General features: G+C 58.9%; 24 protein-coding genes and 2 tRNA genes. 19 read left to right on the forward strand and 7 right to left on the reverse strand.

The genetic code is table 11. The features are described 5' to 3' along the window. Nucleotides 1-5: 5 nt before the first annotated feature. Genes QY316_03410 through QY316_03425 form a run of 4 tightly spaced genes read right to left on the reverse strand, consistent with a single transcriptional unit; the run spans nucleotide 6 to nucleotide 4,220 of the window. Nucleotides 6-932 carry a glycosyltransferase family 2 protein gene (locus QY316_03410; GenBank protein ID WKZ33467.1) on the reverse strand — a complete coding sequence of 309 codons (927 nt, stop codon included), beginning with the start codon at nucleotides 930-932 and terminating at the stop codon, nucleotides 6-8. After that, the gene (gene asnB, locus QY316_03415) at nucleotides 922-2,787 is read right to left on the reverse strand and encodes an asparagine synthase (glutamine-hydrolyzing) (GenBank protein ID WKZ33468.1); all 1,866 of its coding nucleotides are present in this window, start codon (nucleotides 2,785-2,787) and stop codon (nucleotides 922-924) included. Before asnB ends, QY316_03410 begins: the two co-directional genes overlap by 11 nt. Continuing rightward, complete coding sequence (locus tag QY316_03420; protein ID WKZ33469.1) at nucleotides 2,775-3,467, reverse strand: class I SAM-dependent methyltransferase; 693 nt, start codon at nucleotides 3,465-3,467, stop codon at nucleotides 2,775-2,777. The genes asnB and QY316_03420 overlap by 13 nt, the downstream gene beginning before the upstream one ends. 3 nt (nucleotides 3,468-3,470) lie before the next feature. Then, complete coding sequence (locus QY316_03425) at nucleotides 3,471-4,220, reverse strand: class I SAM-dependent methyltransferase (protein ID WKZ33470.1); 750 nt, start codon at nucleotides 4,218-4,220, stop codon at nucleotides 3,471-3,473. 151 nt (nucleotides 4,221-4,371) lie between these two features. On the opposite strand from QY316_03425, the gene QY316_03430 reads away from it, so the two are divergent. Further along, nucleotides 4,372-4,539, forward strand: coding sequence for a hypothetical protein (locus QY316_03430; GenBank protein WKZ33471.1), 168 nt, complete (start codon nucleotides 4,372-4,374; stop codon nucleotides 4,537-4,539). Nucleotides 4,540-4,891: 352 nt separating this feature from the next. Here the strand turns inward: QY316_03430 and QY316_03435 are convergent. The 3 genes from QY316_03435 to QY316_03445 form a co-directional block, all read right to left on the reverse strand. Then, a tRNA-Arg gene (locus QY316_03435) sits at nucleotides 4,892-4,968 on the reverse strand. 45 nt (nucleotides 4,969-5,013) lie between these two features. Next, nucleotides 5,014-5,090 (reverse strand) — tRNA-Pro (locus QY316_03440). Nucleotides 5,091-5,280: 190 nt separating this feature from the next. Further along, nucleotides 5,281-5,613: a cytochrome c gene (locus QY316_03445; GenBank protein ID WKZ33472.1), complete on the reverse strand. Its 333-nt coding sequence runs from the start codon at nucleotides 5,611-5,613 to the stop codon at nucleotides 5,281-5,283. 851 nt (nucleotides 5,614-6,464) lie between these two features. Here QY316_03445 and mdh point away from each other — a divergent pair. From mdh to QY316_03535, 18 genes are all read left to right on the forward strand, one after another. After that, nucleotides 6,465-7,400: a malate dehydrogenase gene (gene mdh / locus QY316_03450; protein ID WKZ33473.1), complete on the forward strand. Its 936-nt coding sequence runs from the start codon at nucleotides 6,465-6,467 to the stop codon at nucleotides 7,398-7,400. 54 nt (nucleotides 7,401-7,454) lie between these two features. Then, on the forward strand, nucleotides 7,455-8,291 hold the full coding sequence (locus tag QY316_03455) for a fumarate hydratase (GenBank protein WKZ33474.1): 837 nt from the start codon (nucleotides 7,455-7,457) through the stop codon (nucleotides 8,289-8,291). Next, nucleotides 8,291-8,851 (forward strand): Fe-S-containing hydro-lyase, encoded by a 561-nt coding sequence (locus tag QY316_03460; GenBank protein ID WKZ33475.1) that lies wholly within the window; start codon nucleotides 8,291-8,293, stop codon nucleotides 8,849-8,851. Before QY316_03455 ends, QY316_03460 begins: the two co-directional genes overlap by 1 nt. Continuing rightward, on the forward strand, nucleotides 8,848-9,255 hold the full coding sequence (locus QY316_03465; GenBank protein ID WKZ33476.1) for a 4Fe-4S dicluster domain-containing protein: 408 nt from the start codon (nucleotides 8,848-8,850) through the stop codon (nucleotides 9,253-9,255). Before QY316_03460 ends, QY316_03465 begins: the two co-directional genes overlap by 4 nt. Nucleotides 9,256-9,443: 188 nt before the next feature. After that, on the forward strand, nucleotides 9,444-10,313 hold the full coding sequence (locus tag QY316_03470) for a CoB--CoM heterodisulfide reductase iron-sulfur subunit B family protein (protein ID WKZ33477.1): 870 nt from the start codon (nucleotides 9,444-9,446) through the stop codon (nucleotides 10,311-10,313). 115 nt (nucleotides 10,314-10,428) lie between these two features. After that, entirely contained in the window at nucleotides 10,429-12,402 is a 1,974-nt protein-coding gene (locus QY316_03475) for a CoB--CoM heterodisulfide reductase iron-sulfur subunit A family protein (protein ID WKZ33478.1), read from the forward strand. A gap of 71 nt (nucleotides 12,403-12,473) precedes the next feature. After that, nucleotides 12,474-12,947: a hydrogenase iron-sulfur subunit gene (locus tag QY316_03480; protein WKZ33479.1), complete on the forward strand. Its 474-nt coding sequence runs from the start codon at nucleotides 12,474-12,476 to the stop codon at nucleotides 12,945-12,947. Between the two features lie 45 nt (nucleotides 12,948-12,992). Then, a complete protein-coding gene (locus QY316_03485; GenBank protein ID WKZ33480.1) occupies nucleotides 12,993-13,208 on the forward strand; it encodes a type II toxin-antitoxin system HicB family antitoxin in 216 nt (71 codons plus the stop codon). A gap of 75 nt (nucleotides 13,209-13,283) precedes the next feature. Next, a complete protein-coding gene (locus QY316_03490; protein WKZ33481.1) occupies nucleotides 13,284-14,177 on the forward strand; it encodes a 4Fe-4S dicluster domain-containing protein in 894 nt (297 codons plus the stop codon). A 36-nt stretch (nucleotides 14,178-14,213) separates the two neighbouring features. Further along, nucleotides 14,214-15,224 (forward strand): 4Fe-4S dicluster domain-containing protein, encoded by a 1,011-nt coding sequence (locus QY316_03495; GenBank protein ID WKZ33482.1) that lies wholly within the window; start codon nucleotides 14,214-14,216, stop codon nucleotides 15,222-15,224. A gap of 114 nt (nucleotides 15,225-15,338) precedes the next feature. Then, nucleotides 15,339-16,172 carry an FAD/NAD(P)-binding protein gene (locus QY316_03500; GenBank protein ID WKZ33483.1) on the forward strand — a complete coding sequence of 278 codons (834 nt, stop codon included), beginning with the start codon at nucleotides 15,339-15,341 and terminating at the stop codon, nucleotides 16,170-16,172. Nucleotides 16,173-16,209: 37 nt separating this feature from the next. Next, on the forward strand, nucleotides 16,210-16,998 hold the full coding sequence (locus QY316_03505) for a 4Fe-4S dicluster domain-containing protein (GenBank protein WKZ33484.1): 789 nt from the start codon (nucleotides 16,210-16,212) through the stop codon (nucleotides 16,996-16,998). 87 nt (nucleotides 16,999-17,085) lie between these two features. Then, on the forward strand, nucleotides 17,086-18,735 hold the full coding sequence (locus QY316_03510) for an FAD-binding protein (GenBank protein WKZ33485.1): 1,650 nt from the start codon (nucleotides 17,086-17,088) through the stop codon (nucleotides 18,733-18,735). A gap of 186 nt (nucleotides 18,736-18,921) precedes the next feature. Beyond that, nucleotides 18,922-20,094 (forward strand): ADP-forming succinate--CoA ligase subunit beta, encoded by a 1,173-nt coding sequence (sucC, locus tag QY316_03515; protein WKZ33486.1) that lies wholly within the window; start codon nucleotides 18,922-18,924, stop codon nucleotides 20,092-20,094. A 26-nt stretch (nucleotides 20,095-20,120) separates the two neighbouring features. Beyond that, entirely contained in the window at nucleotides 20,121-20,996 is an 876-nt protein-coding gene (gene sucD / locus QY316_03520; GenBank protein ID WKZ33487.1) for a succinate--CoA ligase subunit alpha, read from the forward strand. 118 nt (nucleotides 20,997-21,114) lie between these two features. Beyond that, on the forward strand, nucleotides 21,115-21,318 hold the full coding sequence (locus QY316_03525; protein ID WKZ33488.1) for a 4Fe-4S binding protein: 204 nt from the start codon (nucleotides 21,115-21,117) through the stop codon (nucleotides 21,316-21,318). 56 nt (nucleotides 21,319-21,374) lie between these two features. After that, nucleotides 21,375-22,508 (forward strand): 2-oxoacid:acceptor oxidoreductase subunit alpha, encoded by a 1,134-nt coding sequence (locus QY316_03530; GenBank protein WKZ33489.1) that lies wholly within the window; start codon nucleotides 21,375-21,377, stop codon nucleotides 22,506-22,508. Nucleotides 22,509-22,557: 49 nt separating this feature from the next. Continuing rightward, nucleotides 22,558-23,418 carry a 2-oxoacid:ferredoxin oxidoreductase subunit beta gene (locus QY316_03535; GenBank protein ID WKZ33490.1) on the forward strand — a complete coding sequence of 287 codons (861 nt, stop codon included), beginning with the start codon at nucleotides 22,558-22,560 and terminating at the stop codon, nucleotides 23,416-23,418. Nucleotides 23,419-23,424 lie beyond the last annotated feature (6 nt).

Here is a 23,424-nt window from a genome sequence, read left to right on the forward strand (position 1 = left end):
CGGCCTCAGGCCGGGGTCTTCCGGAGAGCGCTCCCGCGTGAAATCCCGCTCAGGTAGCCTTTTATGTAAGCCTTCATAAGGTCGAACCGCCCCGAGGCTGCAAGAAGGCCGCAGTACCAGATAAGGAAAAGGTTGTTGTAGAGGAGAATGAAGGCGAGGTAGTCGCCTTTTTTAGCAAAGCGCCTCATGTAGAGCGCTCGGTTCCTTGCCGCGTAAAATATCCTGTATGGGCTGTCGAATCCTATTTTAGCCCTGAGCCCCTTTTGCTCACCCGGCAGCGGGATATCGTGGTATACGACCGCGCTCGGGCAGAAGAGCACCTTGAAACCTGCGAGCCTTGCCCGCGCCGCCCATTCCGCCTCGCCGTAGGTCATGACATACTCGGGGTCCATGCCGCCTATCGCGCCTATGACCTCGCGCTTCACGAGCCAGACGTTGGGGATGTGGTGCACCTCCTCCTCCCTGTCGTATTTGCCGGTGTCTATCTCGTTAAGCCCCCTGTAGCTCGTCCTGCTGGTGCGGTGGTCTATTTCGACCCCCGCGTACCATATCCTCCGGGGGTCGGAGCGGAAGTACATCTTGGGCCCCACGAAACCGGCCCTGGGGTCGCGCTCAGCCGTCCTTACGAGCTCCAGGAGGAAGTCCCTCCGGAGGAGGTTGTCGCTGTCCACGAAACAGAGGTAGCCGCCTTTCGCGTGTCTTATGCCCTCGTTCCTGCCGGTGACCGCCCCGGTATTCCGTCCGAGCCTCACGACCTTGACCGAAGGAAAGGAAGTCTCGATCGCCTCGGCAGTGCCGTCCTCGGAGGCGTTATCCACGACGATGACCTCGAAGGAAGGGTAGTCCGCGTCCATGAGGGACTCGAGGCAGGCAAGGACCTGCCTCTTCCTGTTGTGGGTCGGTATTATTACGGAGACGAGCTTACCTTCCATATCCCTCATACCAGCGGAGCAGCACGTAGAGGTTCCATATCTTCCCCGAGTTGTCAGCTCCGCCATTACAGTGCTCGCGTAGAAGCCCCAGGGCGGCCTTTCTATTTATGAAGGGCGCGGTCGAGCAGGCCAGCATTTCCCCGACCTGCTTGATCCGCCCTTCCCTGAGCCACCTGGCGATGGGGAGGCCGAACCCCTTCTTTTTCCTGTAGACGAGCTCTTCGGGCAAATACTTGAGCGCAAGCCGCCTGAGCGCCCGTTTTGTGGTAAGCCCGCGCACCTTGTCCACTGAAGGCATCCTGCACGCGAGCGCCACGACCTCCTGGTCGAGAAACGGGGAGCGGACCTCGAGGGAGTTCATCATGCTGGCCCTGTCCACCTTGACGAGGTACATGTCCGCGAGCATCAATTTCGAATCGAGATACATCATCTTGTCTATCAGGTCGCCGCCCCGGAAGAGGCCTCCCCAGAAATCCACCTCTTCCATGCAGTCCAGGTCCTGCGGCCCGGCCAGGCTCGATATGCTTTCGAGTTCATGGGCCATGAAGCTGCTCGTCCAGAGCTGGTTCTTGTGCTCGGGGCTCAGGCCAGAGCACTCCAGGAACTTCCTTACCTTGCCGTTGAGGACGGGGTTTTCGTATTTTAGCGGCACGAGGGCGGTCAGCCCGTGGGCGAAATTTTTTCTAAGAAAACCCGGGATCGAGTCGTAAAGGCGCGCGTACCTGTGTATGCAGTATTTGGGATAGCCTCCGAAGACCTCGTCGCCGCCGTCTCCGCTCAGCGCGACCTTTATATGGCCGCTTGCGAACCTCGATAGGAGATATGTGGGGATGAGGGACGGGTCCGAGAGCGGCTCGTCGAGGCGGCCGAGTGTTTCGTCGATGACAGCCATGCACTCGTCGCCCCGGAACACCTTCAGGTGGTGGTCGGTGCCGTACCGCTCCGCCACGGCCCCCGCGTACCCGGATTCGTCATAGGCCTTCTCGTCGAACCCGATGCTGAAGGTCTTTATCCTGCTTGCGGGCATGAGCCGGGCCATCATGCCGACTATGAGGCTGCTGTCTATGCCGCCGCTCAGGAATGCCCCGAGGGGCGCGTCCGTTACGAGCCTCGACCTCACTGCGTCCACGAGGGCGTCTTCCAGCGCGGCCTCGCCCCGCCCCGGCCCGTCCTTATGCGAGTAGTCGAAGTCCCAATATTGTGCGGTCCTGCACGACCCCGAGGCCAGGTCGTGAAGGAGGTAGTGCCCGGGCAGGAGTTTTTTTATGCCCCTGAATATGCTCTGCGGGGCCGGCACGAAGCCGTACACGAGGTATTTCGCGAGCGCTCCAGCGTCTATCTCTCTCGTAAGGAACGGAAGTTCCAGAAGGGATTTTATCTCCGATCCGAAGGCGAAGCGGTTTCCTGATTCGTAATAATGGAACGGCTTTTTCCCAAGCCGGTCCCGCGCGCAGAAGAGGAGCCGCCGCCTTTTGTCGTAAAGGCAGAATGAGAACATGCCCCGGAGCCTCTTAAGGCACTGCGTCCCTTCCTCCTCGTAGGCGTGGACTATGCTCTCCACGTCCGAGCGGGTCGAGAAGGCATGGCCTTTACGGGAAAGCCAGTTGGTCAGCTCCCTGTAGTTGTATATTTCGCCGTTACAGACTACCGTGATGCTCCCGTCCTCGTTCGAGACAGGCTGCTGCCCGGTGCTTAAATCGATTATCGAGAGCCTTCTTATGCCGATGGCGACTCTGTTATCCAGAAGCGCGCCATTTTCGTCCGGCCCCCGATGGCGGACGCGGCCGAGCATCCTTTCGAGCACCTTCCCCGGCTCCTCTTCCCGGGGATTATAAAAACCGGCTATTCCGCACATTCGATTTTTCTCATCTTCAAAAAGACGTTGGTCCAGCCGCCGGGGGACGCGAACTCCCGGTCTCTCCTGGACTCCAGAAAGTCCTTGAACGGGGTGTCTCTCCTGAAGCACCACTTGAAGACATAAAGGAGTATCATCGAAAAAAGCTCCCAGGCGCCGCCGCCGAAATCCACCCCTGCCACCTCGAACCCTGCCTTGCGGACGTACTGCTTAAGCTCGCCAAGGGAATAGTGCCTGTGCGAGACCAGCCACCACGCGGGGTCCAGCGCGCAGGCCCAGAAGGTCTTGTGCGGCGTTGAGAGGTAAAGGCAGCCGCCATTCTTAAGCACCCTGTTTATTTCCCTGAGCGCGTCTATTTCGCTGCCCTTCGGCAGGTGCTCCAGCACCTCCCATAGGACCGCCTTTTCAACGGACGCGCTCCGAAGAGGCAGCTTCAATGAGGACGCCCGCAAGTATGCCGCCCCCGGCGCCTCCGCCCTTGCTTCCCTCAATGTCATGGCATCGGGCTCTATGGCAATTACCTGGCTGCAACCGTTGTCGAGGGCCCATTTCTCGAACCAGCCGTACGAGCAGCCTACGTCGAGGACCTTGATGCCCTCGATGCCCTCGATAAAACGGAAGCTTTTCCTGTGCCTGCCCGTAAGGCGCTGGCCCGCGCTGTCTTCGTACCTGGCCGGCACCAATCAGGCCTTCCTTATCCTGGCCGTAAGGAAAGCGGCATGCCTGGGGTCGACTGCTGCGAAAAGCCCCGGCAACGGGAAGTAGCCCGCGCCCAGAAGCCGTTCCACCCTGAAGCCCTTCAGCTCGAAGAGCTCCTTGAGCCCGCGAAAACTAAAGACCCTCAGGTGCTGCCATGCCTCATGCGAGATGCGCTTCCCCCTGTGTAGCGCGAGCGGGTTTCCGATGCCGAGGTGCTGCGCGCTTACGTTCGTCAATGAGAAAGGCTGCCATCCGAGCAGCAAGGCCAGTATGTTGTGCCAGCTTGCGAGGTTTTCCGTGGATATGACGGCATACCCGCCCTTTTTGAGGACCCGGTGTATCTCATCAAGGAACATCTCCGTATTATGAAGGTGCTCTATTATCTGATTTGCGCAGACTACATCGAAGCTGCCGTCATTGAACGGCAGGCGGCCGTTCAGGTCAGCTGGCGCGGCCTTTATGCCTCTGTCCGCAGCGGCGGATATAGCGGCCGGATTTATTTCTATTCCGTGTACCTTTGACGTCCCTGCCTTTGCCGCGATTTTTTTTGTGATGGTCCCGTCGTCGCAGCCGCAGTCCAGGAGTACGGCTTCCGGGGCGCGCTCAATGAGGCACAGGATGTTGGCCAGGTTCTGCGCGACGGCCCTCTCGAAGGTCCGGTGCATGTACTGACTAAGCGGCTTCAATGCGTTCAGTGAGACGCGGAACCCCTCGGAAAGGGTGGTCTTTTCCATTCGGCTTTTCACCCGGCCAGGCCTGGAATAATCCGGGGGCGTGGCCCGTCAACGGACGTCCTCGTTTTGTAAAAAGACCATAATCCAAAAACGCGGTTTGTCAACCGGGGGGATTCGAAACATTCTGATGGATGCCGGGCGGCGCTTTTGAATGAGTGGCGGTGGGCTGTTAGACCCGGCAGAAGTTTTTGATGAAAAAATGGAAGATATGGAGACGAGAAAAGAGAGGAATGGACATGAATTCGAGCGTAAGTCAGATATTTTGATTGGAGAGCCTGGAGGGAAGAAAAGGTCGGTTCAGATTATCTGGTCATTCTGAGCGAAGCGAAGAATCTCTGTGATGCATATATGCGCCGAGATTCTTATCTCGCCCCGTCCTGGGGCTCGACCCTTCGGGCTGCCTCGCCAAGAGGCTCGGCATTCAATTTTTGCTGTCCTGCAAAAATTGTCGTCGTCTCCGGCTCCTCAGAATGACATCTCTCGGACTTTTCGGCGATTCTGTCAGTTTCTAAACTGGTCGGGGCAAGAGGATTCGGCTTCCGTTCATCGCCTCCTGGCTCTTCACTCCAGCCGTACGCCCTCGTTTACGGCCGCGTCCATGCGGCCTCTTCCTCGCTCCGCTCGGCACTCGGGCGTTTTCGAATCCCTTTGTTCCTTTGGAATGAAGTTTTTGGCGCGCCTGGAGGGATTCGAACCCCCGGCCCACTGCTTAGAAGGCAGTTGCTCTATCCGACTGAGCTACAGGCGCAATGGATGATGGGTAGTGCGGTTTTTGAAAGATGATTGAGAAAACTGGTCGGGGCGAGAGGATTCGAACCTCCGGCCCTCTGCTCCCAAAGCAGATGCGCTACCAGGCTGCGCTACGCCCCGAATAAGCCGTTTATGAAGGCCTTTCGGCCTGATTTTCCCGGCAAAATTTAATTTTTACCACGGATAAGTCTTGATTTGCAAGGGCTTTGACCGTCCTCTTGCCCTGGACGACTGGTCTTCTCAAGCCCTCAAAACAAAAAAAGGCCGGGTCGCCTGCCCCGGCCTTCCACAATCCTTGTGAGAAAGATCGTTAGCCCGCCATGCCCTTTATCTGGCTTATTACGGCCTTGAGCTCATCGTCATTGAGGGTCTGCTTCGGCATGCCTATCGCGAACTCCTTATACTTCTTGTCCGCGCCGTTACGCCCTTCCTTTATGACCTTTGCTATCTCATCGTCCCCGCTGTTCTTTACGAACGCGTTCCCCTTGAAGCCGGGGGCCATCGCTGTGCCCTGTCCCTCTGCGCCGTGGCAGGTGGAGCACTTCGACTTGAATACCGAGCCCCCGTCAGCGGCAAACGAAACGGAGCCCACGGTTATCGCTACTGCTGCGGCGAGGCCTAAACCGAATAGTCTTTTCATCATGAATCCTCCTTTTGGGTTCTCTGGCGCCCGCCTTTTCGGGGCATACGGGCTGTGTGCGAGGCAGGCAACAGGATTTTTAACAGGCTGCTGAAAAGCCCAATCTGCTATGTCGTCTTCAAAATTCGTCATTCGGCGTACAATAAAAGTACGCCTCATTCCTCATTTTCCGACTCCTTGCATATTGAGCTTTTTGAGCAGCCTGAATTCGAGTTCTTCAGCGACTTTTTAGAATAAGTATACTGCAATTTTTCCGCGGCGCTATCCGGCGCGCAGGTATTTATTCCAGGCGCACCGGACAGCGCGGGGGCCCAAGCCGTACCATCAATTGAAACCGCCTGTTTTTTCAGGGTTTTTCTTCAAGGCAGGGTATCATTCACTGCTTTTGCCAAAGATGGAGGGCCGTTTTTGTCCCTGCCCTCTTATTTCGCGCTCAGGCCAGTTCCAGAATTCCTCTTGACAGGGCAGGCGTATTTGTATACTGTATACAATGAAAACTAACCGGCCGTCTGGCCGGAGGGCATGGCGGGGCTCCCTGGAAAAGAAAGCCGGATTCAGCCTTAGTAATATTATTCCCCTTTTCGGCATTAATGCTTTCGGCTCCCTGGCCTTCCAAGGCCCGACCCGCCAGAAAAATCATTTTAGCTTCAAAAACCGGCTTTTTCGACCTGAATACAAGCGTTTTTGGCCGCGGTCCCTGTTTTTGTGTCAGAGGGCCGGGGCCTTGTCCGGCTGAAATTCCGCATCCCCGCGATATCCGGGAATGCAATCGAATCAATAAAGCTTCCTTTTGTGCCGAAGGTCCCCCAGAGTCACAAGGCCTTTCGCGGGGAGTTTTCGAATAAGGAGGTCGGATGGCCCGGAAAAAGATTACGGTAATAGGCGCGGGACACGTCGGCGCCACGGCGGCCCTTTGGGTCGCCACGAAGGAGCTCGGTGACGTCGTCCTCCTTGACATAGTCGAGGGCACGCCGCAGGGCAAGTCCCTCGACCTCATGGAGGCCGCGCCCATCGAGTGCTTCGACTCGAACGTAACGGGCACGAACGACTACAAGGACACCGCTGGCTCGGACGTCATCATCATAACCGCCGGCATCCCCAGGAAGCCCGGCATGAGCAGGTCCGACCTCATCAACACCAACGTCGGCATTCTCAAAAGCGTCATAGAAAACGCGGTCAGGCATTCCCCGAACGCGCATCTCCTCATAGTAACGAACCCCCTCGATGTAATGGTATACGCGGCATGGAAGCTCTCCGGCTTCCCGCCCGAGAGGATAATGGGCCTCTCCGGAGCGCTCGACGGCTCTCGCATGAGGTCTTTTATCGCGATGGAGCTCGGCGTATCCATGCAGGACGTACACGCGATGGTGATCGGAGGCCACGCCGACGAGATGGTGCCCTTGAAAAGGTACGCGACCGTCTCCGGCATACCCGTCACCCAGCTCATCCCGGCGGACAGGCTCTCCTCCATAATGGAGAGGACCAAGAAGGCGGGCGGCGAGATAGTCGGGCTCCTTAAGACCGGGAGCGCCTACTACGCCCCGTCAGCCGCCGTCGCGGAGATGTGCGAGGCCATAATAAAGGACAAAAAGCGCGTCATGCCCTGCGCCGCGTACCTTACCGGGCAGTACGGGGTAGACGGCATATTTATCGGCGTGCCGGTGGTCGTGGGCTCGGGCGGCGCGGAGCGGATAATAGAGATAGAGCTCGACAGCAACGAGAAGAAGGCCTTCAATGATTCGGTTTCCGCTGTCCAGGGGCTTATAAAGGACCTGCAGATAGGGAAGTAGAAGGTGCTGGAAAACTCGAAATTTCATTCAGGCTGGTAGGGAAGGGTTTCGGAATTGAGGCAAGTTTCAACAAAGGACATCACGGACAAGGTCAGGGACCTCTGCATAAGCGCGGCCTGCGACCTCGAGCCCGATATGTCAACGGCGCTCCGGGCCGCCCGCGAAAAAGAGGAGTCGCCGCTCGGCAAGGAGGTGCTCGGCCAGATAATCGAGAACTTCGAGATAGCCGGCGCCGAAGGCCTCCCCATGTGCCAGGATACGGGCATATCGGTCTTTTTCGTCGAGTTGGGAAGGGATGTCGCGCTTGACGGGCCGCTTTACGACGCCATAAACGATGGTGTGCGGCTGGGCTACAAAGACGGTTACTTGAGGAAGTCGGTCTGCCATCCGCTTAAGAGAATAAATACCGGGGACAACACCCCGGCCATCGTCCACACCTCGATAGTCGAAGGGGACAAGCTAAAAATAAAGATCGCCCCCAAGGGCGCGGGAAGCGAAAATATGAGCAGGCTCAAGATGCTCAAGCCCGCGGAAGGGGTCGAAGGAATAAAGGCGTTCGTGGTCGAGACCGTGAGGGAAGCGGGCGGAAACCCCTGCCCTCCGATAGTCCTCGGCGTAGGCATAGGCGGGAGCTTCGAGAAGTGCGCGATGCTCGCCAAGAAGGCACTTTTGAGGCCGGTCGGGACCAAGAACCCTGACCCTGACCTCGTTCAGCTCGAGGCTGACCTCCTTAAGATGATAAACGACCTCGGCATAGGCCCGATGGGGTTCGGCGGCAGGACAACGGCCCTCGCTGTGCACATAGAGGCGCACCCCTGCCACATAGCTAGCCTCCCGGTGGCCGTGAACATCCAGTGCCACGCCGGAAGGCACAAGGAAGCGGTGATCTGATGTCAGAGCCCGTAAGGATATCGGCCCCTCTGACCGACGAGATAGTCGGGAAGCTCAGGGCAGGCGACAAGGTACTCATATCCGGGGTGCTCTACACTGCCCGGGATGCGGCGCACAAGAGGCTTATAGAGCTCCTGGACGCCGGGAAGGAGCTTCCTTTCGATATCAAGGGCCAGATAATCTATTATGTCGGCCCCACGCCCGAGAGGCCGGGGCAGGTCATAGGCTCAGCAGGGCCCACGACGAGCGGCAGGATGGACGCCTACACCCCGAGGCTAATAGAACTGGGGCTTAAGGGCATGGTGGGGAAGGGCGCACGTAGCAAAGAGGTGCTCGACTCGATAAGGAAGCACAAGGCCGTCTACATGGCCGCGGTCGGCGGCGCCGCCGCCCTCATAAGGCGCTCCATAAAGAAGGCCGAGATAGTCGCTTATGAAGACCTCGGGCCGGAGGCCATAAGAAGGCTCGAGGTGGTCGATTTCCCCGCGATAGTGGTGAACGACGCGGAGGGAGGGGACCTCTTCATGCAGGGCGTTCAAAAGTACAGGAGGGTTTCTTGAAGATAAACCTTTCCAACCAGGACGTGCAGAGCGTAAGCGTAGGCAAGGTCGAGCGCCTGAGCGGCGAGGACCTTAAGAAGTGCTACCAGTGCGGGAACTGCTCCGGAGGGTGTCCGGTATCATATAAGATGGAGATACCCCCGACAAGGATAATGAGGATGCTCCAGCTCGGGAGGCTGGAGGAGGTGAAGGCCGCAAACTCGATGTGGCTCTGCGTCGGCTGCCTCCAGTGCTATTCGAGGTGCCCGAAAGGGTGCAGCGTCGCAGCGGTATTGGAGGCCCTGAGGCAGGAGGCCCTGAGGGAGAGCGCGGACAGGGTGGATGTAAAGGAGTTGCCCATGCCGCTACTCAAGAAGGCGCCGCAGCAGGCTATTGTCTGCGGGTTCAGGAAGTTCGTTAGCTGAAAGTCCGCGCTTGTAAACTGTCCGTCTGCGTTGTCAGGCGGCTCGGAAGAGTTTAGTGAGGCAGTAAATAAATTCATACTTGAAACATCCGGATGCGAGGAAGGACAAGGGATTGAACCGCAGCATACTTCATGTATGTGAGGATTCAAGCCCGAAGCACTGACGAAGCAGACGGATAGTTTGCAAGTATGAACCAGGTCCTTATGAAAATACCCTATTACCCAGGATGTACGCTAAACACGGTCGCCAAGCAGTTCGACTCCTCGGCGCGGGACTCCGCCCTTGCCGTGGGTTTCGAGATGGCCGAGCTCAAGCAGTGGAACTGCTGCGGCGCCACATTCCCGCTCGCCCCTGACAACCTGATGGGCCTCACTGCCCCGGCAAAGGTCCTCTCCGGGGCGCGCAAGGTTGGCGACACGCTCACGACCCTCTGTTCTGTCTGCTATAACGTCCTCAAGCGGACGAACTCCGTCATAAGGGAGAGCAAGGAGAAGAGGGGCGTCGTAAACGGCTTCATAGAAGAGGAGTACGACGGGAGCCTCAGCGTACTCCATTACCTCGAAGTGCTCCGCGACCGCGTGGGCTTTGACAAGGTAAAGGGGGCGGTGAAGAGGCCACTTAAGGGCATAAAGGCCGGGGCATATTACGGCTGCATGCTCCTTCGTCCTTTCGAGGACGTCGGCATAGACAACGCAGAAAGGCCGACCATATTCGAGGACCTCTTGAAGGCCCTCGGGGCCGAGCCGGTGGAGTTCCCTAACAGGATAGAGTGCTGCGGCGCTCACCTCGCCATGAACGACGAAGAGGTGGTTACGCGCCTTTCCGGTGCGGTAATCGACTCGGCTGCGGGCATGGGCGCTGAGCTTGTGGTGACGAGCTGCCCGCTCTGCCAGTACAACCTTGAAAAGAGCCGCGGCGCCGGCTCAAGCAACGGGGTGCCCGTAATATACTTCACCCAGGCCCTGGGTCTTGCCCTCGGCCAGGACATCGAAACACTCGGGTTCGAGAAGAACGCAACCGACGTAATGCCGCTTCTCAAGAAGAAGGGGATAGCTTAGGTCCGTCATTGCGAGGGGGTTTTCCCCGAAGCGATCTCATGATGAACAAAGCAGAAGTTGTAGAGTGGCTTTCAACCTGATGTGTCTTTAGTTATCGTTATCGAGGTTCATCGTTATGCCGAGAATCGGAGTCTTCGTCTGCCAGTGCGGGAATAACATAGCCGCTACCGTCGACACCAAAAAGGTCGCCGAGGAGATGGCCAAGATCCCGGGTGTGGTCTACACCTGCGACTACAAGTTCATGTGCTCGTCTCCCGGCCAGGAGACCCTGAAGCAGGCCATAAAGGAGAACGACCTCGACGGCATAATCGTCTCGGCCTGCTCTCCGCACATGCACGAGAAGACCTTCAGGAAGGCCTCAGAGGCAGCGGGCCTCAATCCCTACCAGTGCGAGATAACCAACATCCGCGAGCAGTGCTCGTGGGTCCACCACGACAAGACCAAGGCCACGGGGACGGTCAAGTCCATCGACCTTACCAGGATGACCATACAGAGGCTCAAGAAGAACCAGCCTCTCAAGAAAATAAAGATACCCGTAAAGAAGAAGGCTCTCGTCATAGGCGGCGGCATCGCGGGGATACAGGCGGCGCTCGACATAGCCGAGGGCGGCAGGGAAGTCATACTCGTCGAGAAGGAGCCCTCGATAGGCGGCAACATGGCGAGGCTCTCCGAGACCTTCCCCACGATGGACTGCTCGCAGTGCATCCTGACGCCCAAGATGGTCGAGGCCGAGCTTAACGAGAACATAACCCTCTACACCTACTCCGAGGTCGAGAAGGTAGACGGCTACATCGGCAACTTCACGGTGACCGTCAGGAGGAAGTCCAAGTACGTTGACGAGGAGCGCTGCACCGGGTGCGGCGAGTGCATAGAGAAGTGCCCGTTCAAGGTGGAGAGCGCCTTTGAGCTGGGCCTTAACAAGAGAAAGGTCATCTACACGCCTTTCCCGCAGTCGGTCCCGAACATCCCGGTCATAGACGCGCCGAACTGCCCCAAGATACAGAAGGACAAGTGCGGCGCCTGCGCCATAGTCTGCGGCCCCAAGTGCATAGACTTCAAGATGGAAGACAAGCTCGAAACCGTTGAGGTCGGGGCCATAGTCGTGGCCACGGGCTACCAGCTCATGCCCAACGAGCGCTTCGGCGAGTACGGCTACGGGAGGATCAAGGACGTCATAAGCGGCCTGCAGTTCGAGAGGCTCGCGTCGTCGTCCGGCCCGACCGGCGGCGAGATACGGAGGCCCTCGGACGGCAAGGTACCGGAGAGCGTCGTATTCATACAGTGCGTGGGTTCCAGGGACGAGAAAAAGGGCGTTTCCTACTGCTCTAAGATATGCTGCATGTACACTGCCAAGCACACCAAGCTCTATTCCCACAAGGTGCACGGCGGCCAGGCCTATGTCTTCTACATGGACATACGCTCCGGCGGAAAGCGGTATGAGGAGTTCGTAAGGGGCGCGATAGAGCACGACGGCGCCATGTACCTCAGGGGCCGCGTCTCGCGGGTGTACGAGAAAAACGGGAAAATAATCGTCCAGGGCGCGGACACCTTGAGCGGCTCGCAGGTGGAGATAGAGGCCGACATGGTGGTCCTCGCTACCGCCGTCGTTTCGAGGGAGGGCGCGGACGGGCTCGCCCAGAGGCTCGGCATAGGCTATGACAAGCACAAGTTCTATAACGAGTACCACCCGAAGTTGAAGCCTGTGGAGACGGTTACCGCAGGGATATACCTCGCGGGCTCCTGCATGGGGCCCATGGACATACCCGACTCGGTAGCGCAGGGGAGCGCCGCGGCGAGCAAGGTTCTGGCGCTCTTCTCAGCCGACGAGATGGCAAGGGAGCCCATAACATCGGTAGTGAACAAGGTCACCTGCAACGCCTGCTGGGACTGCCTGACCGCCTGCCCCTACACGGCCATCGAGAGGGACGCCATAAAGGACAGGAAGGGCAACATCGTGAAGTGGGTCGCGAAGGTGAACGACGGCGTCTGCCAGGGCTGCGGAGTTTGCGTTGCGGCCTGCAGGTCGAAATCCATCGACTTGAAGGGGTATACTGACGAGCAGGTGTTTGCGGCGATAAACACATTTTAGCCTTTCACTCCCCTTTTCTAAAGGGGGCTGGGGGGATTAGGTCAGCTTAAAAGAGGTTAAGAAGGTTTCAGATGAGCGCACATCTAGATAAAGACGAAACACCGGCTGCTTCAGGCTCTTTCGAGCCGAAGATAATGGCCTTTGTCTGCAACTGGTGCACCTACGCAGGCGCCGACCTCGCGGGCACGAGCAGGATGGAGTACAGGCCGAACGTGAGGATCATAAAGCTCCCCTGCACAGGGAGGATAGACCCGCTCTTCATCCTCAAGGCATTCGAGAACGGGGCCGACGGCGTGCTGGTCTCGGGCTGCCATCCCGGCGACTGCCATTACACGACAGGCAATTACCACGCCCGGAGGCGCTGGATAGGGTTCAAGAGCCTCATGGAGTTCGCGGGAATAGACATGAGGAGGCTCCATTTCTCGTGGGTCTCGGCCTCAGAGGCCATCAAGTGGGTGGACCTCATAAACAAGGTCACCGACGAGGTGAAGGCCCTCGGCCCCTTCATGGAGTACAGTGGGCTCAAGGAAAACGAACTTGAATAGCAGGGTGTTGAAAAACAACCTGTCCTGATAGAGGGTAAAAGGGGAATGGGAAAAGAGATATCTGTAAGCGCTGTGCTCATCGAGCGCGAGGACGGCACTTACAGGGCCAACTGCCCCGAGCTCGACGTGGAAACCGAGGGTGAAAGCTCGGAGGAGGCCTTCGAGAACCTCAAGGCCTCGGTCCAGTTGCACGTGAAAAAGGCGGGGGCAGAGGGGCTCAAGCAGGTAAAATGCTTCAAGTTCAAGGTGACCCTCGATTAGCGGGGGCCGGGTCTGATAAAAAACGGCGGGGCTGGAACGAAGCCCCTCGATGAAAGCGTAGAAAAGGCGCTCCAGATGGAAAACATATTAAGGCAGAAGGCTAAAGAGCTCCTTGCCTCGGGCGAGGTAAAGGTCGTAATCGGCTACGGCTGGAACAGGGCGAAGACGAGGACCACCCCGGTATTCATAACCGACGCGGCGGATACCGGCCAGCTCGTCTGGAACCCGCTTTGCGTAAACAATCTTTCGGTCTATCTTACGCGGAAGTTCAAGGACATCCAGGCCCTCGGAAAGCCCGCGATAGTCGCCAAGGGCTGCGACATAAGGAACATCGCCGTCCTTATCTCGGAGGCGCAGATAAAGCGCGAGGACGTTTATGTGATCGGCATGGCGTGCCAGGGCGTCGTATACAAGCAGGAGCTCTGGCAGGGCGAGCTTAAGCCCAACATAATGCCGACCAAGTGCCATAACTGCGACGTAAGGAACCCGCACCTTTCGGACTTCGTCGTGGGCGGGAAGGTCGATTTCACGCCTCCCGAAGAGCCTGCCGGAATGGTCTTCGACAAGATACGGGACCTCGACTCCAAGTCCCCATCCGAAAGGTGGGCCTTCTGGGTGAAAGAGTTCTCCAGGTGCATAAAATGCTACGCGTGCAGGCAGGTATGCTCGCTCTGCTATTGCGAAAGGTGCATAACCGAGAAGAACATGCCACAGTGGATAGAGACTTCGGCCCACCCGAGGGGGAACCTCTCATGGAACCTCATAAGGGCCATGCACCTTACGGGCAGGTGCACCTTCTGCGGGGAGTGCGAGAGGGCGTGCCCGGTGAACATCCCCTTGAACCTGGTGAACCAGAAGATGATAATGGTCGTGAAGGACGCGTTCGACTTCAAATCCGGCTATGACGAAAAAGTGCATCCGCCGATGATAGTCTTCAGCCCGGACGACAAGGAAAACTTCATTAAATGACCCTGCCCGCTTGTCGGGCGGATGAAAACGGTATCTATGGCTGACAAGACTCTTAAAAAGGAAGACCTCGGAAAGCTAGTCGACTCTGTAAGGGCTAAGGGCGGAAGGTTCGTAGCTCCCACCCTGCTTGCGCGCCAGGTCGTATTCAGGAGCGTTAAGTCCGCCGAGGAGGTCGCTACCGACTATATCCTCGCAAGGAACTCCTTCAAGGAGTTCCTCTTCCCGCAGACCGAAGTCATAGCCGAGTTTTCCATGAGCAAGGACTCGGTGGGGCTTAAGGGCGTCGAGGTCAACGCGCCTGAAACGGTCGTATTCGGCGCGAGGCCGTGCGAAGCCGCGAGCCTGAAGGGCCTGAGGGCGCTCTTTACATGGGACTTCGTGGACGAGTTCTACACCAAGAGGGAAGACAGGACGGTCGTCATAACCGTCGGCTGCACCAGCGGCGACGAGGCCTGCTTCTGCACCACGGTCGATCTCTCTCCGGAGTCTACCGAGGGCTCTGACGTGTATCTCAGGGAGACCGAGGACAACGGATACGCCGTGACCGGATTGACCGAGAAGGGCAAGAAGTTCCTCGATACCCACGCCGCGGTTTTCACCTCCGGCGCGGCAAAGGAAAAGCCGCTCTTCATGCCGGAGAAGCTGCCCGCGATAGACTTGAAGAGGATCTCCGAGAGGCTCAAGGACACGGCCCATTACGACGACCCCGTCTGGGCAAAGCTCACGATGAAGTGCATCGGCTGCGGTGCCTGCACGTTCGTATGCCCCACGTGCAGGTGCTTCGACATAACCGACGAGGGCACGGCCTTCGAGGGCGAGCGGAGGAAGAACTGGGACTCCTGCCAGTACGACTCCTTCACGCTCCACGCGAGCGGCCACAACCCCAGGGAGCACCAGCCCCAGAGGTGGAGGAACCGCTTCATGTGCAAGTTCAACTTCTACCCCGAGAAGTTCTCGTCAAAGGGTTGCGTGGGCTGCGGCAGGTGCATAAGGGTGTGCCCGGTGAGGCTGGATATAACCGAGGTGATGGAGGAGTTCTCGAAGTAGGAGAGTTTGCTCATAAAACACCTGCCTGCGTTGCCAGGACTGCGGGATTAATTCACGCATCAGCAGGCAGGGACAGGATTTAAAAAACAGGAAACGGACGAGAATCACTGCCTTATGAATAATATTTATCTTCCATATCTTGCGAAAATAGAGGAAATAAGGGACGAGGCCCCGGACGTCAGGAGCTTCAAGCTCGTATTCGAGGACCCCGCTCTCCGCGACTCGTTCGAGTTCAAGACAGGGCAGTTCGGCCTCTACTCGGCCTTCGGCCTCGGGGAATCGACCTTCTGCATAGCGTCTTCGCCCACGAGGAAGGGCTATATCCAATGCACCTTCAGGCGGACCGGGCGCGTTACCGGCGGCCTTGCCCAGCTATCGGTCGGCGACACCATGGGTTTCAGGGGCCCCTACGGCAACTGGTTCCCGGTCGACGACTGGAAAGGGAAGGACATAGTATTCATAGCCGGAGGCATAGGGCTTCCGCCGGTGCGCTCGGTCATATGGAACGTGCTTGACCGGAGGCAGGACTTCGGCAATATAACAATCGTATACGGGGCCAGGACGGTAGCCGACCTCGTCTACAAGGATGAGCTTAAGGGCTGGGACGAGAGAGGCGACATAACCCTCGTCCAGACCGTGGACCCCGGCGGAGAGACCCCGGAATGGAAGGGCAAGGTCGGGTTCGTGCCGACGGTCCTCGAGGAGGCCGCGCCTTCCGCGAAGAACGCGGTGGCCGTCACCTGCGGCCCCCCGATAATGATAAAGTTCGTGCTGAATTCGCTTCTAAAGCTCGGCTTTGACGAGGGGAGCGTATACACTACCTTAGAGAACAAGATGAAGTGCGGCGTCGGCAAATGCGGCAGGTGCAACGTGGGCGACGTCTATGTCTGCAAGGAAGGCCCGGTCTATACCGCCGCCGAAATAAAGAGGATGTACAACGATTTTTAATCCAGTTAATTTAATGCAGGAGCCCGGAGAATAAGCCATGGCAGACGATACCAAAAAGACCGCGACCCTAGCTACCGGCGACCGTACCATACCGCCGAAGGACGCGAAGATGATACCCATATACATAATGGGAAGGGAATACCAGGTCCCTGAGACCCTTACCATAATGAAGGCGGTAGAGTACGCCGGGTACTCGTATGTAAGGGGATGCGGGTGCAGGGGCGGCATATGCGGCGCCTGCGGCACCTTCTACAGGTTCCTCGGCGACTACAGGCTCCGCTCCGGGCTCGCCTGCCAGACCGTGGCCGAGCCGAACATGGTCATAATGCAGCTCCCGTTCTTCCCTGCGAACAGGCCGGGCTATGAAATAGACAAGGTGAGCGGCAACCCGCACGAGGAACTCCGTGCCCTCTACCCCGAGGTCTTCAAGTGCGTGGGCTGCGGCACCTGCACCAGGACCTGCCCCATGGACATCGACGTCATGGACTACATCGCGCTCATGAAGAGGGGCGACTTGAAGGGCGCGGCGCACAAGAGCTTCGACTGCGTCATGTGCGGCCTATGCGCCTCGCGCTGTCCTGCCCAGATATCGCAGTTCAACGCGGCCATGTTCGTAAGGAGGGTCTTCGGCAGGTACATGCTCCCCGGCGCCGGGCACCTCTCGAAGAGGGTCGAGGAGGTAAAGGCCGGGAAATACGAAGGCTCGCTCAAGGAGCTGACCGGCATGAAGCAGGAAGACGTAAAGAAGCTCTACGTCGAGCGCGAGAGGGAGCCGGACCTCGCCGAGTCCGGCAAGTGGATGCCCAAGGACACGAGCAAGCTTTGATCTGCGCAGCCCCCGGGCGGGAGCGCGCATAACGATATTTCCCGGAAAGGCAAACGGGTCGCTTCAGACGGCCCTTATGGAGGAAAGATGAGCGGATATACAACAGCTCTCAACGAACTCATAAAGAAGGTGGAGGCCACCAGGCCCGCCAGGGTCGAGAAGGCAAGGAAGGGAGACCACTTCCCGGCCCTCACCATGGAGCAGAGGCAGGAGTGGCTGAGGAAATACCACCCGGACTATAAAAACGACGGAAGGCGGCCTGTCGAGGTGGGGCCCAACAAGGGCACCGTTTACCCGGAAGAGGTCTCGACGCTGCTCGAATCCAAGAGCAGGCTGGATACCAAGGCAGTAGACCTTAAAAGGGTGGACTTCGACACAGACCTCCTTGTCATAGGCGCTGGCGGCGCAGGCACGGCCGCCGCTCTCGCCGCCGAGGAGGCGGGCCTGAGCGTCCTTGTGTCGACGAAGCTCCGCCACGGCGACTCCAACACCGTCATGGCCGAGGGCGGCATACAGGGGGCCGACCAGGAGGGCGACTCCCCGTACTTCCATTACCTCGACGTCATAGGAGGCGGACACTTCTCGAACCAGCCCGAGCTGGTCGCGGCCCTCACGAACGACGCGCCGCTCATCATACACTGGCTGGAGAGCCTGGGCATGATGTTCGACAAGCACCCGGACGGCAGGATGAAGGTAAGGCACGGCGGCGGCACCTGCAGGAAGAGGATGCACTCTGCGGGCGACATGACCGGGGCCGAGATAATGAGGGTCTTGAGGGACGAGGCCCGGAACAGGACCGGGAAGATAAAGATACTCGAGTTCACCCCCGCGGTCGAGCTTATCCTCGACGACAAGGGCAACGCGGCCGGGGCGGTCCTCTATAACCTCGAGACAAAGGAATATTACGTGGCAAGGGCCAAGGCCGTGGTCATATCGACCGGCGGCTTCGGCAGGCTCCACATACAGGGCTTCCCAACGACAAACCACTACGGCGCGACGGCCGACGGGGTGGTCATGGCATACAGGGCCGGGGTCGCCCTCCAGGACCTCGATTCCACCCAGTACCACCCGACCGGGGCCATATTCCCGGAGCAGAACGTCGGGCTACTCATAACCGAGAAGGTCAGGGGCCTGGGAGCGCAGCTCCTCAATACCGACGGCGAGCAGTTCTGCTTCCCGCTCGAGCCGAGGGACGTGGAGAGCGCCTGCGTCATAAGGGAGTGCATGGAGATCGGGAAGGGCATAATCACGCCGACCGGCAGGCACGGCGTGTGGCTGGATTCACCCATGATAGACATGCTCCACGGCGAGGGGACGGTAAGGAAGGAGCTCCCGGCCAAGTTCATACAGTTCAAGAGGTACGACATTGACATAAGCAAGGTGCCGATGCTCATCTACCCCACTCTCCATTACCAGAACGGCGGGATAAGGATAAACGAGTGGGCGGAGACGAGCGTAAAGGGCCTTTTCAGCGCCGGGGAGGTCGCCGGCGGCGTGCACGGCAGGAACCGCCTCATGGGGAACTCGCTCCTCGACGTGCTGGTCTTCGGCAGGAGGGCCGGACTACAGGCAATAGAGCATATCAAGTCCTCAAAGGCCGCGGGCAAGCTCTCGCTCGGGCACGTCGAGAAGTTCAATAAGGAAATCGACAAGGCGGGCATAGACAACGGGATACAGAGCCCGCTCATACTCCCGAACTACGCGCCCGACCATGTGAGGGCCAGGCAGATAGGATAGGTAATTTGTAAGGTATGGCTGAGGCCGGTCAAAACCGGCCCGTATCAAGCGGGCAAGCCTTGCCCGCTTGAGTTTTTTTTGGTATAAACACCCCGGGTATAGACGCTGCCGCCTCTAAAATGAAAGGGCGGACGGCGTGATGAGCCAAACAGAAAACGAACGAGAAATCTCTGGAGGTCGGCTTAGATGAACATTCACGAGTACCAGGCAAAGCAGATACTCGCCAGATATGGCGTGGCCGTGCCGAAGGGGAAGATAGCCTTCACGCCGGCCGAGGCCGAGGAGGCCGCCCGCGAGTTCATCGCCGAAAAGGGCGTATGCGTCGTGAAGGCCCAGATACACGCCGGTGGCAGGGGGAAGGCCGGCGGCGTCAAGCTCGCAAAGTCCAAGGAGGAAGCGGCCAAGATAGCCGAAGAGCTCCTCGGGAAGGTCCTCGTGACCCACCAGACCGGCCCGGCGGGCAAGGAAGTGAAAAAGGTATACGTCGAGGAAGGCTGCCAGATAGCGAGGGAGCTCTACCTGGGCCTCGTCGTGGACAGGTCCACACAGAAGGTCGTCATCATGGCCTCCACAGAGGGCGGGGTGGAGATAGAAGAGGTCGCAGAGAAGACGCCTGAGAAGATATTGAAGGAGCTTGTGGATCCGGCAGTCGGGCTTATCCCCTTCCAGGGGAGGAAATTGGCTTTCGGCCTGGGCATAGACAAGGCCCTTGCCGGGAAGGCCGTGAAGTTCATGACAGGGCTCTATAACGCCTTCGTCGCCTCGGACTGCTCTATGGCGGAAATAAACCCGCTCGTAATAACGAAAGACGGCGACATAATGGCGCTCGACGCCAAGATGTCCTTTGACGACAACGCGCTATTCAGGCACAAGGACATAGAGGGCATGAGGGACCTGGACGAGGAAGACCCCAAGGAGGTCGCCGCGTCGAGGTTCAACCTCAATTATGTCACGCTCGACGGCAACATCGGCTGCATGGTGAACGGCGCCGGCCTTGCCATGGCCACTATGGACATGATAAAGCTCTCGGGCGGCAGCCCCGCGAACTTCCTGGACGTGGGCGGCGGGGCCAACAAGGACCAGGTCACCGCGGCCTTCAAGCTCATAACCTCGGACCCGAACGTCAAGGGCGTGCTAGTGAACATTTTCGGCGGCATCATGAGGTGCGACATTATCGCCGAGGGCATCATGGCCGCCGCAAAGGAAGTGGGCCTCAAGGTGCCGCTCGTCGTGAGGCTCCAGGGCACGAACGTCGAGCAGGGGAGGAAACTCCTTGCAGGGTCGGGCCTCAATATCATAACGGCAGAGAACATGGACGAGGCAGCGGAAAAGGCCGTGGCGGCAGCCAAGGCTTCTTAAAGAGACAGAACACAAGGAGCGTTTCCATGAGCATACTCGTTAACAAGGACACAAAGGTGATCTGCCAGGGCATAACCGGCGAGCAGGGCACCTTCCATACCCGGCAGATGGTCGCCTACGGCACCAAAATGGTTGGAGGGGTGACCCCCGGCAAGGGCGGCACGGACGTGGACGGCATCCCCGTATTCGACACCGTTCACGAGGCCGTGAGGAAGACCGGGGCGAACGCCTCGGTCATCTACGTGCCCGCTGGCTTCGCGGCCGATGCGATAATGGAGGCGGTGGACGCGGGAATAGGCCTCGTCGTCTGCATAACCGAGGGCATACCGGTCCTCGACATGGTGAAGGTGAGAAGGTTCATGCAGGGGAAGGCCTCGAGGCTCGTGGGCCCCAACTGCCCCGGCGTCATAACCCCGGGCGAGTGCAAGATAGGCATCATGCCCGGCCACATACACAAGGCCGGGAGCGTGGGGGTGGTCTCAAGGAGCGGCACGCTCACATACGAGGCCGTTGACCAGCTGACGAGGCTCGGCCTGGGGCAGTCTACCTGCGTGGGCATCGGCGGCGACCCTGTGAACGGCACGAACTTCATCGACGTCCTCGAGCTATTCGAGAAGGACCCCGGCACGAACGCCATCGTCATGATAGGCGAGATAGGCGGGACCGCCGAGGAGGAGGCAGCCGAGTTCATACGGAAGAACGTCAAGAAGCCCGTCGTCGGCTATATAGCCGGGGCGACCGCGCCCAAGGGGAAGAGGATGGGGCACGCCGGGGCCATAATCTCCGGCGGCAAGGGCACCGCGGAGGAGAAGTTCGAGGCGATGGAGCGCGCCGGGATAAGGATAACCCGGAGCACCGCGGAGATAGGCAGGTCGATGTTGGAAGTGCTGCAGAAAGTGTGATAATATCAACTGTATTATGGTTGACTTGGATGGGGGCTTGTGATAAAAGGGGCTTCCTTTCAGGGGTTCCGGATTAATCCCCTTGCAAAAGCAGGGTCGAAAGAGAAGCGGAGGTGCCATGACTCAGGCGGCCAAGAAACTGCCAAGGATCGAGATAAACGAGAAGTTCTGCAAGGGGTGCAGCATCTGCGTGGACTTCTGTCCGACGGACGTGCTGGAGCTCAAGGGGCCTGTAGTGGCCGTGAAAAACCTGGAGGCCTGCACAAGGTGCCAGCTCTGCGACTTGAGGTGTCCGGATTTCGCCATACAGGTCTTCGATTAACGAACCGCGCCCGCCCCGGCGATGCCGGCGGCGGCCTTTCAGGGGGTTTGAATAAAATGGCTCAGAAAAAGAAGAGGCTCCTCCAGGGCAACGAGGCGTGCGTCGAGGGCGCCATATACGCCGGCTGCAAGTTCTACGCCGGCTATCCCATAACCCCCTCGACCGAGGTCGCGGAGGGCATGTCCGTGAGGCTCCCGAGGGTCGGGGGCAAGTTCATACAGATGGAAGACGAGATAGGCGGGATCGCCGCGGCCATAGGCGGCTCGCTTGCGGGCTTGAAATCCATGACCGCGACCTCGGGCCCGGGCCTTTCGCTCAAGCAGGAGTGCATCGGTTATGCCTGCATCGCCGAGGTGCCGCTCGTCATCGTGGACGTCATGAGGGGCGGCCCGGCCACGGGCTATCCCACCGGCCCGTCCCAGTCCGACATAATGGCCGCAAAGTGGGGCACCCACGGCGACCACCCCGTGATAGCGGTGACCCCGTCGTCGGTCCCCGAGATACTCACCGAGACGGTCCGGGCCTTCAACCTGGCCGAGCAGTACAGGACGCCCGTGATGGTCCTCTATGACGAGATAGTCGGGCACATGAGGGAGCCCATCACCATACCCGAGCCGGGCGAGCTCGAGGTAGTGGACAGGGAAAAGGTCACGTGCAAGCCCGAGGAATACTTCCCCTACGACGACCGTCATCTCGTGGCGCCGCTTGCGCCGTTCGGGTCGGGGTACAGGTTCCACGTGACGGGCTTGAACCACAAGCAGGACGGCTTCCCCACGAACGATTCCAAGGTGATAGACCGGAACAACAGGCGCATCATCGAAAAGATAGAGACGAACAAGGAGCGCATCTGGAAGAACGAGGAGACGGCGCTCGACGACGCGGAGGTCGCCATCTTCACCATCGGCTCGACCGCCCGCTCGGCCCGGTTCGCCGTAAACGAGCTCAGGAAATCGGGGCTCAAGGTGGGGCTTCTCCGCCCGCTCACCATATGGCCCTTCCCGGACGCGGCAGTGGCAGCGCTCTCCAAGAGGGTGAACGCCATAATCGTCCCGGAGATGAACCTCGGCCAGATGGTGCACGAGGTCGAGAGGTGCGCCAAGGGGAACTGCGAGGTGGAGGGCATAACCAGGGTGGATGGAGAGCCCATTACCCCGGCGCAGATAATGCACGCCGTGAGGAGATTCCTGTAACCCCGAAAGGGCAGGGCCGGTGGCCCACAACGAGCCTGGAGGCAATAGAATGTCAACTATAGCGGAAAAGAAGGAAAAGGTAAGCGTCCCCTTCGATTATAATAAATATCTCAGGCCCAATAAGCTCCCGCACATCTGGTGCCCGGGCTGCGGCCACGGGATAGTGCTGAAGGCAATGCTAAGGGCCATAGACAGGGCCGGGCTCGAAAAGGACAACATCTGCATGGTCTCGGGGATCGGCTGCTCGTCGAGGACACCGGGCTACGTGGACTTCAATACCCTCCATACGCTCCACGGGAGGGCGATGGCCTTCGCTACCGGCGTAAAGCTCGCGAAGCCGGAGATGAAGGTGATAGTCATAACCGGCGACGGGGACGCCCTCGCGATAGGCGGGAACCATTTCATACACGCCTGCAGGCGCAATATAGACATGACGGTGCTTGTCATGACCAACTCGACCTACGGCATGACGGGCGGGCAGTATTCGCCGACGACGCCCCTCGATGCCATCGCCACGACCAGCCGCTACGGCAACATCGAGCCTCCGTTCGACGCGTGCGAGATGGCCAGGGCGTCGGGCGCGACCTTCGTCGCCAGGGGCACGGCCTACCATACGATAGAGCTCGAAAAGACTATACACGACGCGCTGGTCCACAAGGGCACCTCGGTCATAGACGTCATCGACGCCTGCCCGACCTATTTCGGCAGGGCCAACAAGTACAAGAGCGCGACCCACATGATGGAGGAGATCGAGAAGGACGGCACCGTGAACGTCAAGCAGGCAGAGAAGCTTACGCCCGAGCAGAGGAAGGGCAAGGTGCTCCGCGGTGTGCTCCACAAGGTCGAGCGGCCCGAGTACTGCGAGCAATACGAGAACCTCATAATGCAGAAGGCTACGTCGAAAAAATAGTCCCGC

The sequence above is a fragment of the Thermodesulfobacteriota bacterium genome (assembly GCA_030583865.1).
Classification (GTDB): domain Bacteria; phylum Desulfobacterota; class GWC2-55-46; order GWC2-55-46; family GWC2-55-46; genus UBA5799.

Coding starts and splice junctions, on each gene's coding strand:
- QY316_03530 (WKZ33489.1), top strand. CDS start 21,375: ATGGCTCAGAAAAAGAAGAGGCTCCTCCAGGGCAACGAGGCGTGCGTC.
- QY316_03460 (WKZ33475.1), top strand. CDS start 8,291: ATGTCAGAGCCCGTAAGGATATCGGCCCCTCTGACCGACGAGATAGTC.
- QY316_03430 (WKZ33471.1), top strand. CDS start 4,372: ATGAGTGGCGGTGGGCTGTTAGACCCGGCAGAAGTTTTTGATGAAAAA.
- QY316_03425 (WKZ33470.1), bottom strand. CDS start 4,220: ATGGAAAAGACCACCCTTTCCGAGGGGTTCCGCGTCTCACTGAACGCA.
- QY316_03485 (WKZ33480.1), top strand. CDS start 12,993: ATGGGAAAAGAGATATCTGTAAGCGCTGTGCTCATCGAGCGCGAGGAC.
- QY316_03495 (WKZ33482.1), top strand. CDS start 14,214: ATGGCTGACAAGACTCTTAAAAAGGAAGACCTCGGAAAGCTAGTCGAC.
- QY316_03445 (WKZ33472.1), bottom strand. CDS start 5,613: ATGATGAAAAGACTATTCGGTTTAGGCCTCGCCGCAGCAGTAGCGATA.
- QY316_03505 (WKZ33484.1), top strand. CDS start 16,210: ATGGCAGACGATACCAAAAAGACCGCGACCCTAGCTACCGGCGACCGT.
- QY316_03490 (WKZ33481.1), top strand. CDS start 13,284: ATGGAAAACATATTAAGGCAGAAGGCTAAAGAGCTCCTTGCCTCGGGC.
- QY316_03410 (WKZ33467.1), bottom strand. CDS start 932: ATGGAAGGTAAGCTCGTCTCCGTAATAATACCGACCCACAACAGGAAG.
- sucD (WKZ33487.1), top strand. CDS start 20,121: ATGAGCATACTCGTTAACAAGGACACAAAGGTGATCTGCCAGGGCATA.
- QY316_03475 (WKZ33478.1), top strand. CDS start 10,429: ATGCCGAGAATCGGAGTCTTCGTCTGCCAGTGCGGGAATAACATAGCC.
- QY316_03480 (WKZ33479.1), top strand. CDS start 12,474: ATGAGCGCACATCTAGATAAAGACGAAACACCGGCTGCTTCAGGCTCT.
- QY316_03535 (WKZ33490.1), top strand. CDS start 22,558: ATGTCAACTATAGCGGAAAAGAAGGAAAAGGTAAGCGTCCCCTTCGAT.
- QY316_03525 (WKZ33488.1), top strand. CDS start 21,115: ATGACTCAGGCGGCCAAGAAACTGCCAAGGATCGAGATAAACGAGAAG.
- asnB (WKZ33468.1), bottom strand. CDS start 2,787: ATGTGCGGAATAGCCGGTTTTTATAATCCCCGGGAAGAGGAGCCGGGG.
- mdh (WKZ33473.1), top strand. CDS start 6,465: ATGGCCCGGAAAAAGATTACGGTAATAGGCGCGGGACACGTCGGCGCC.
- QY316_03510 (WKZ33485.1), top strand. CDS start 17,086: ATGAGCGGATATACAACAGCTCTCAACGAACTCATAAAGAAGGTGGAG.
- sucC (WKZ33486.1), top strand. CDS start 18,922: ATGAACATTCACGAGTACCAGGCAAAGCAGATACTCGCCAGATATGGC.
- QY316_03500 (WKZ33483.1), top strand. CDS start 15,339: ATGAATAATATTTATCTTCCATATCTTGCGAAAATAGAGGAAATAAGG.
- QY316_03470 (WKZ33477.1), top strand. CDS start 9,444: ATGAACCAGGTCCTTATGAAAATACCCTATTACCCAGGATGTACGCTA.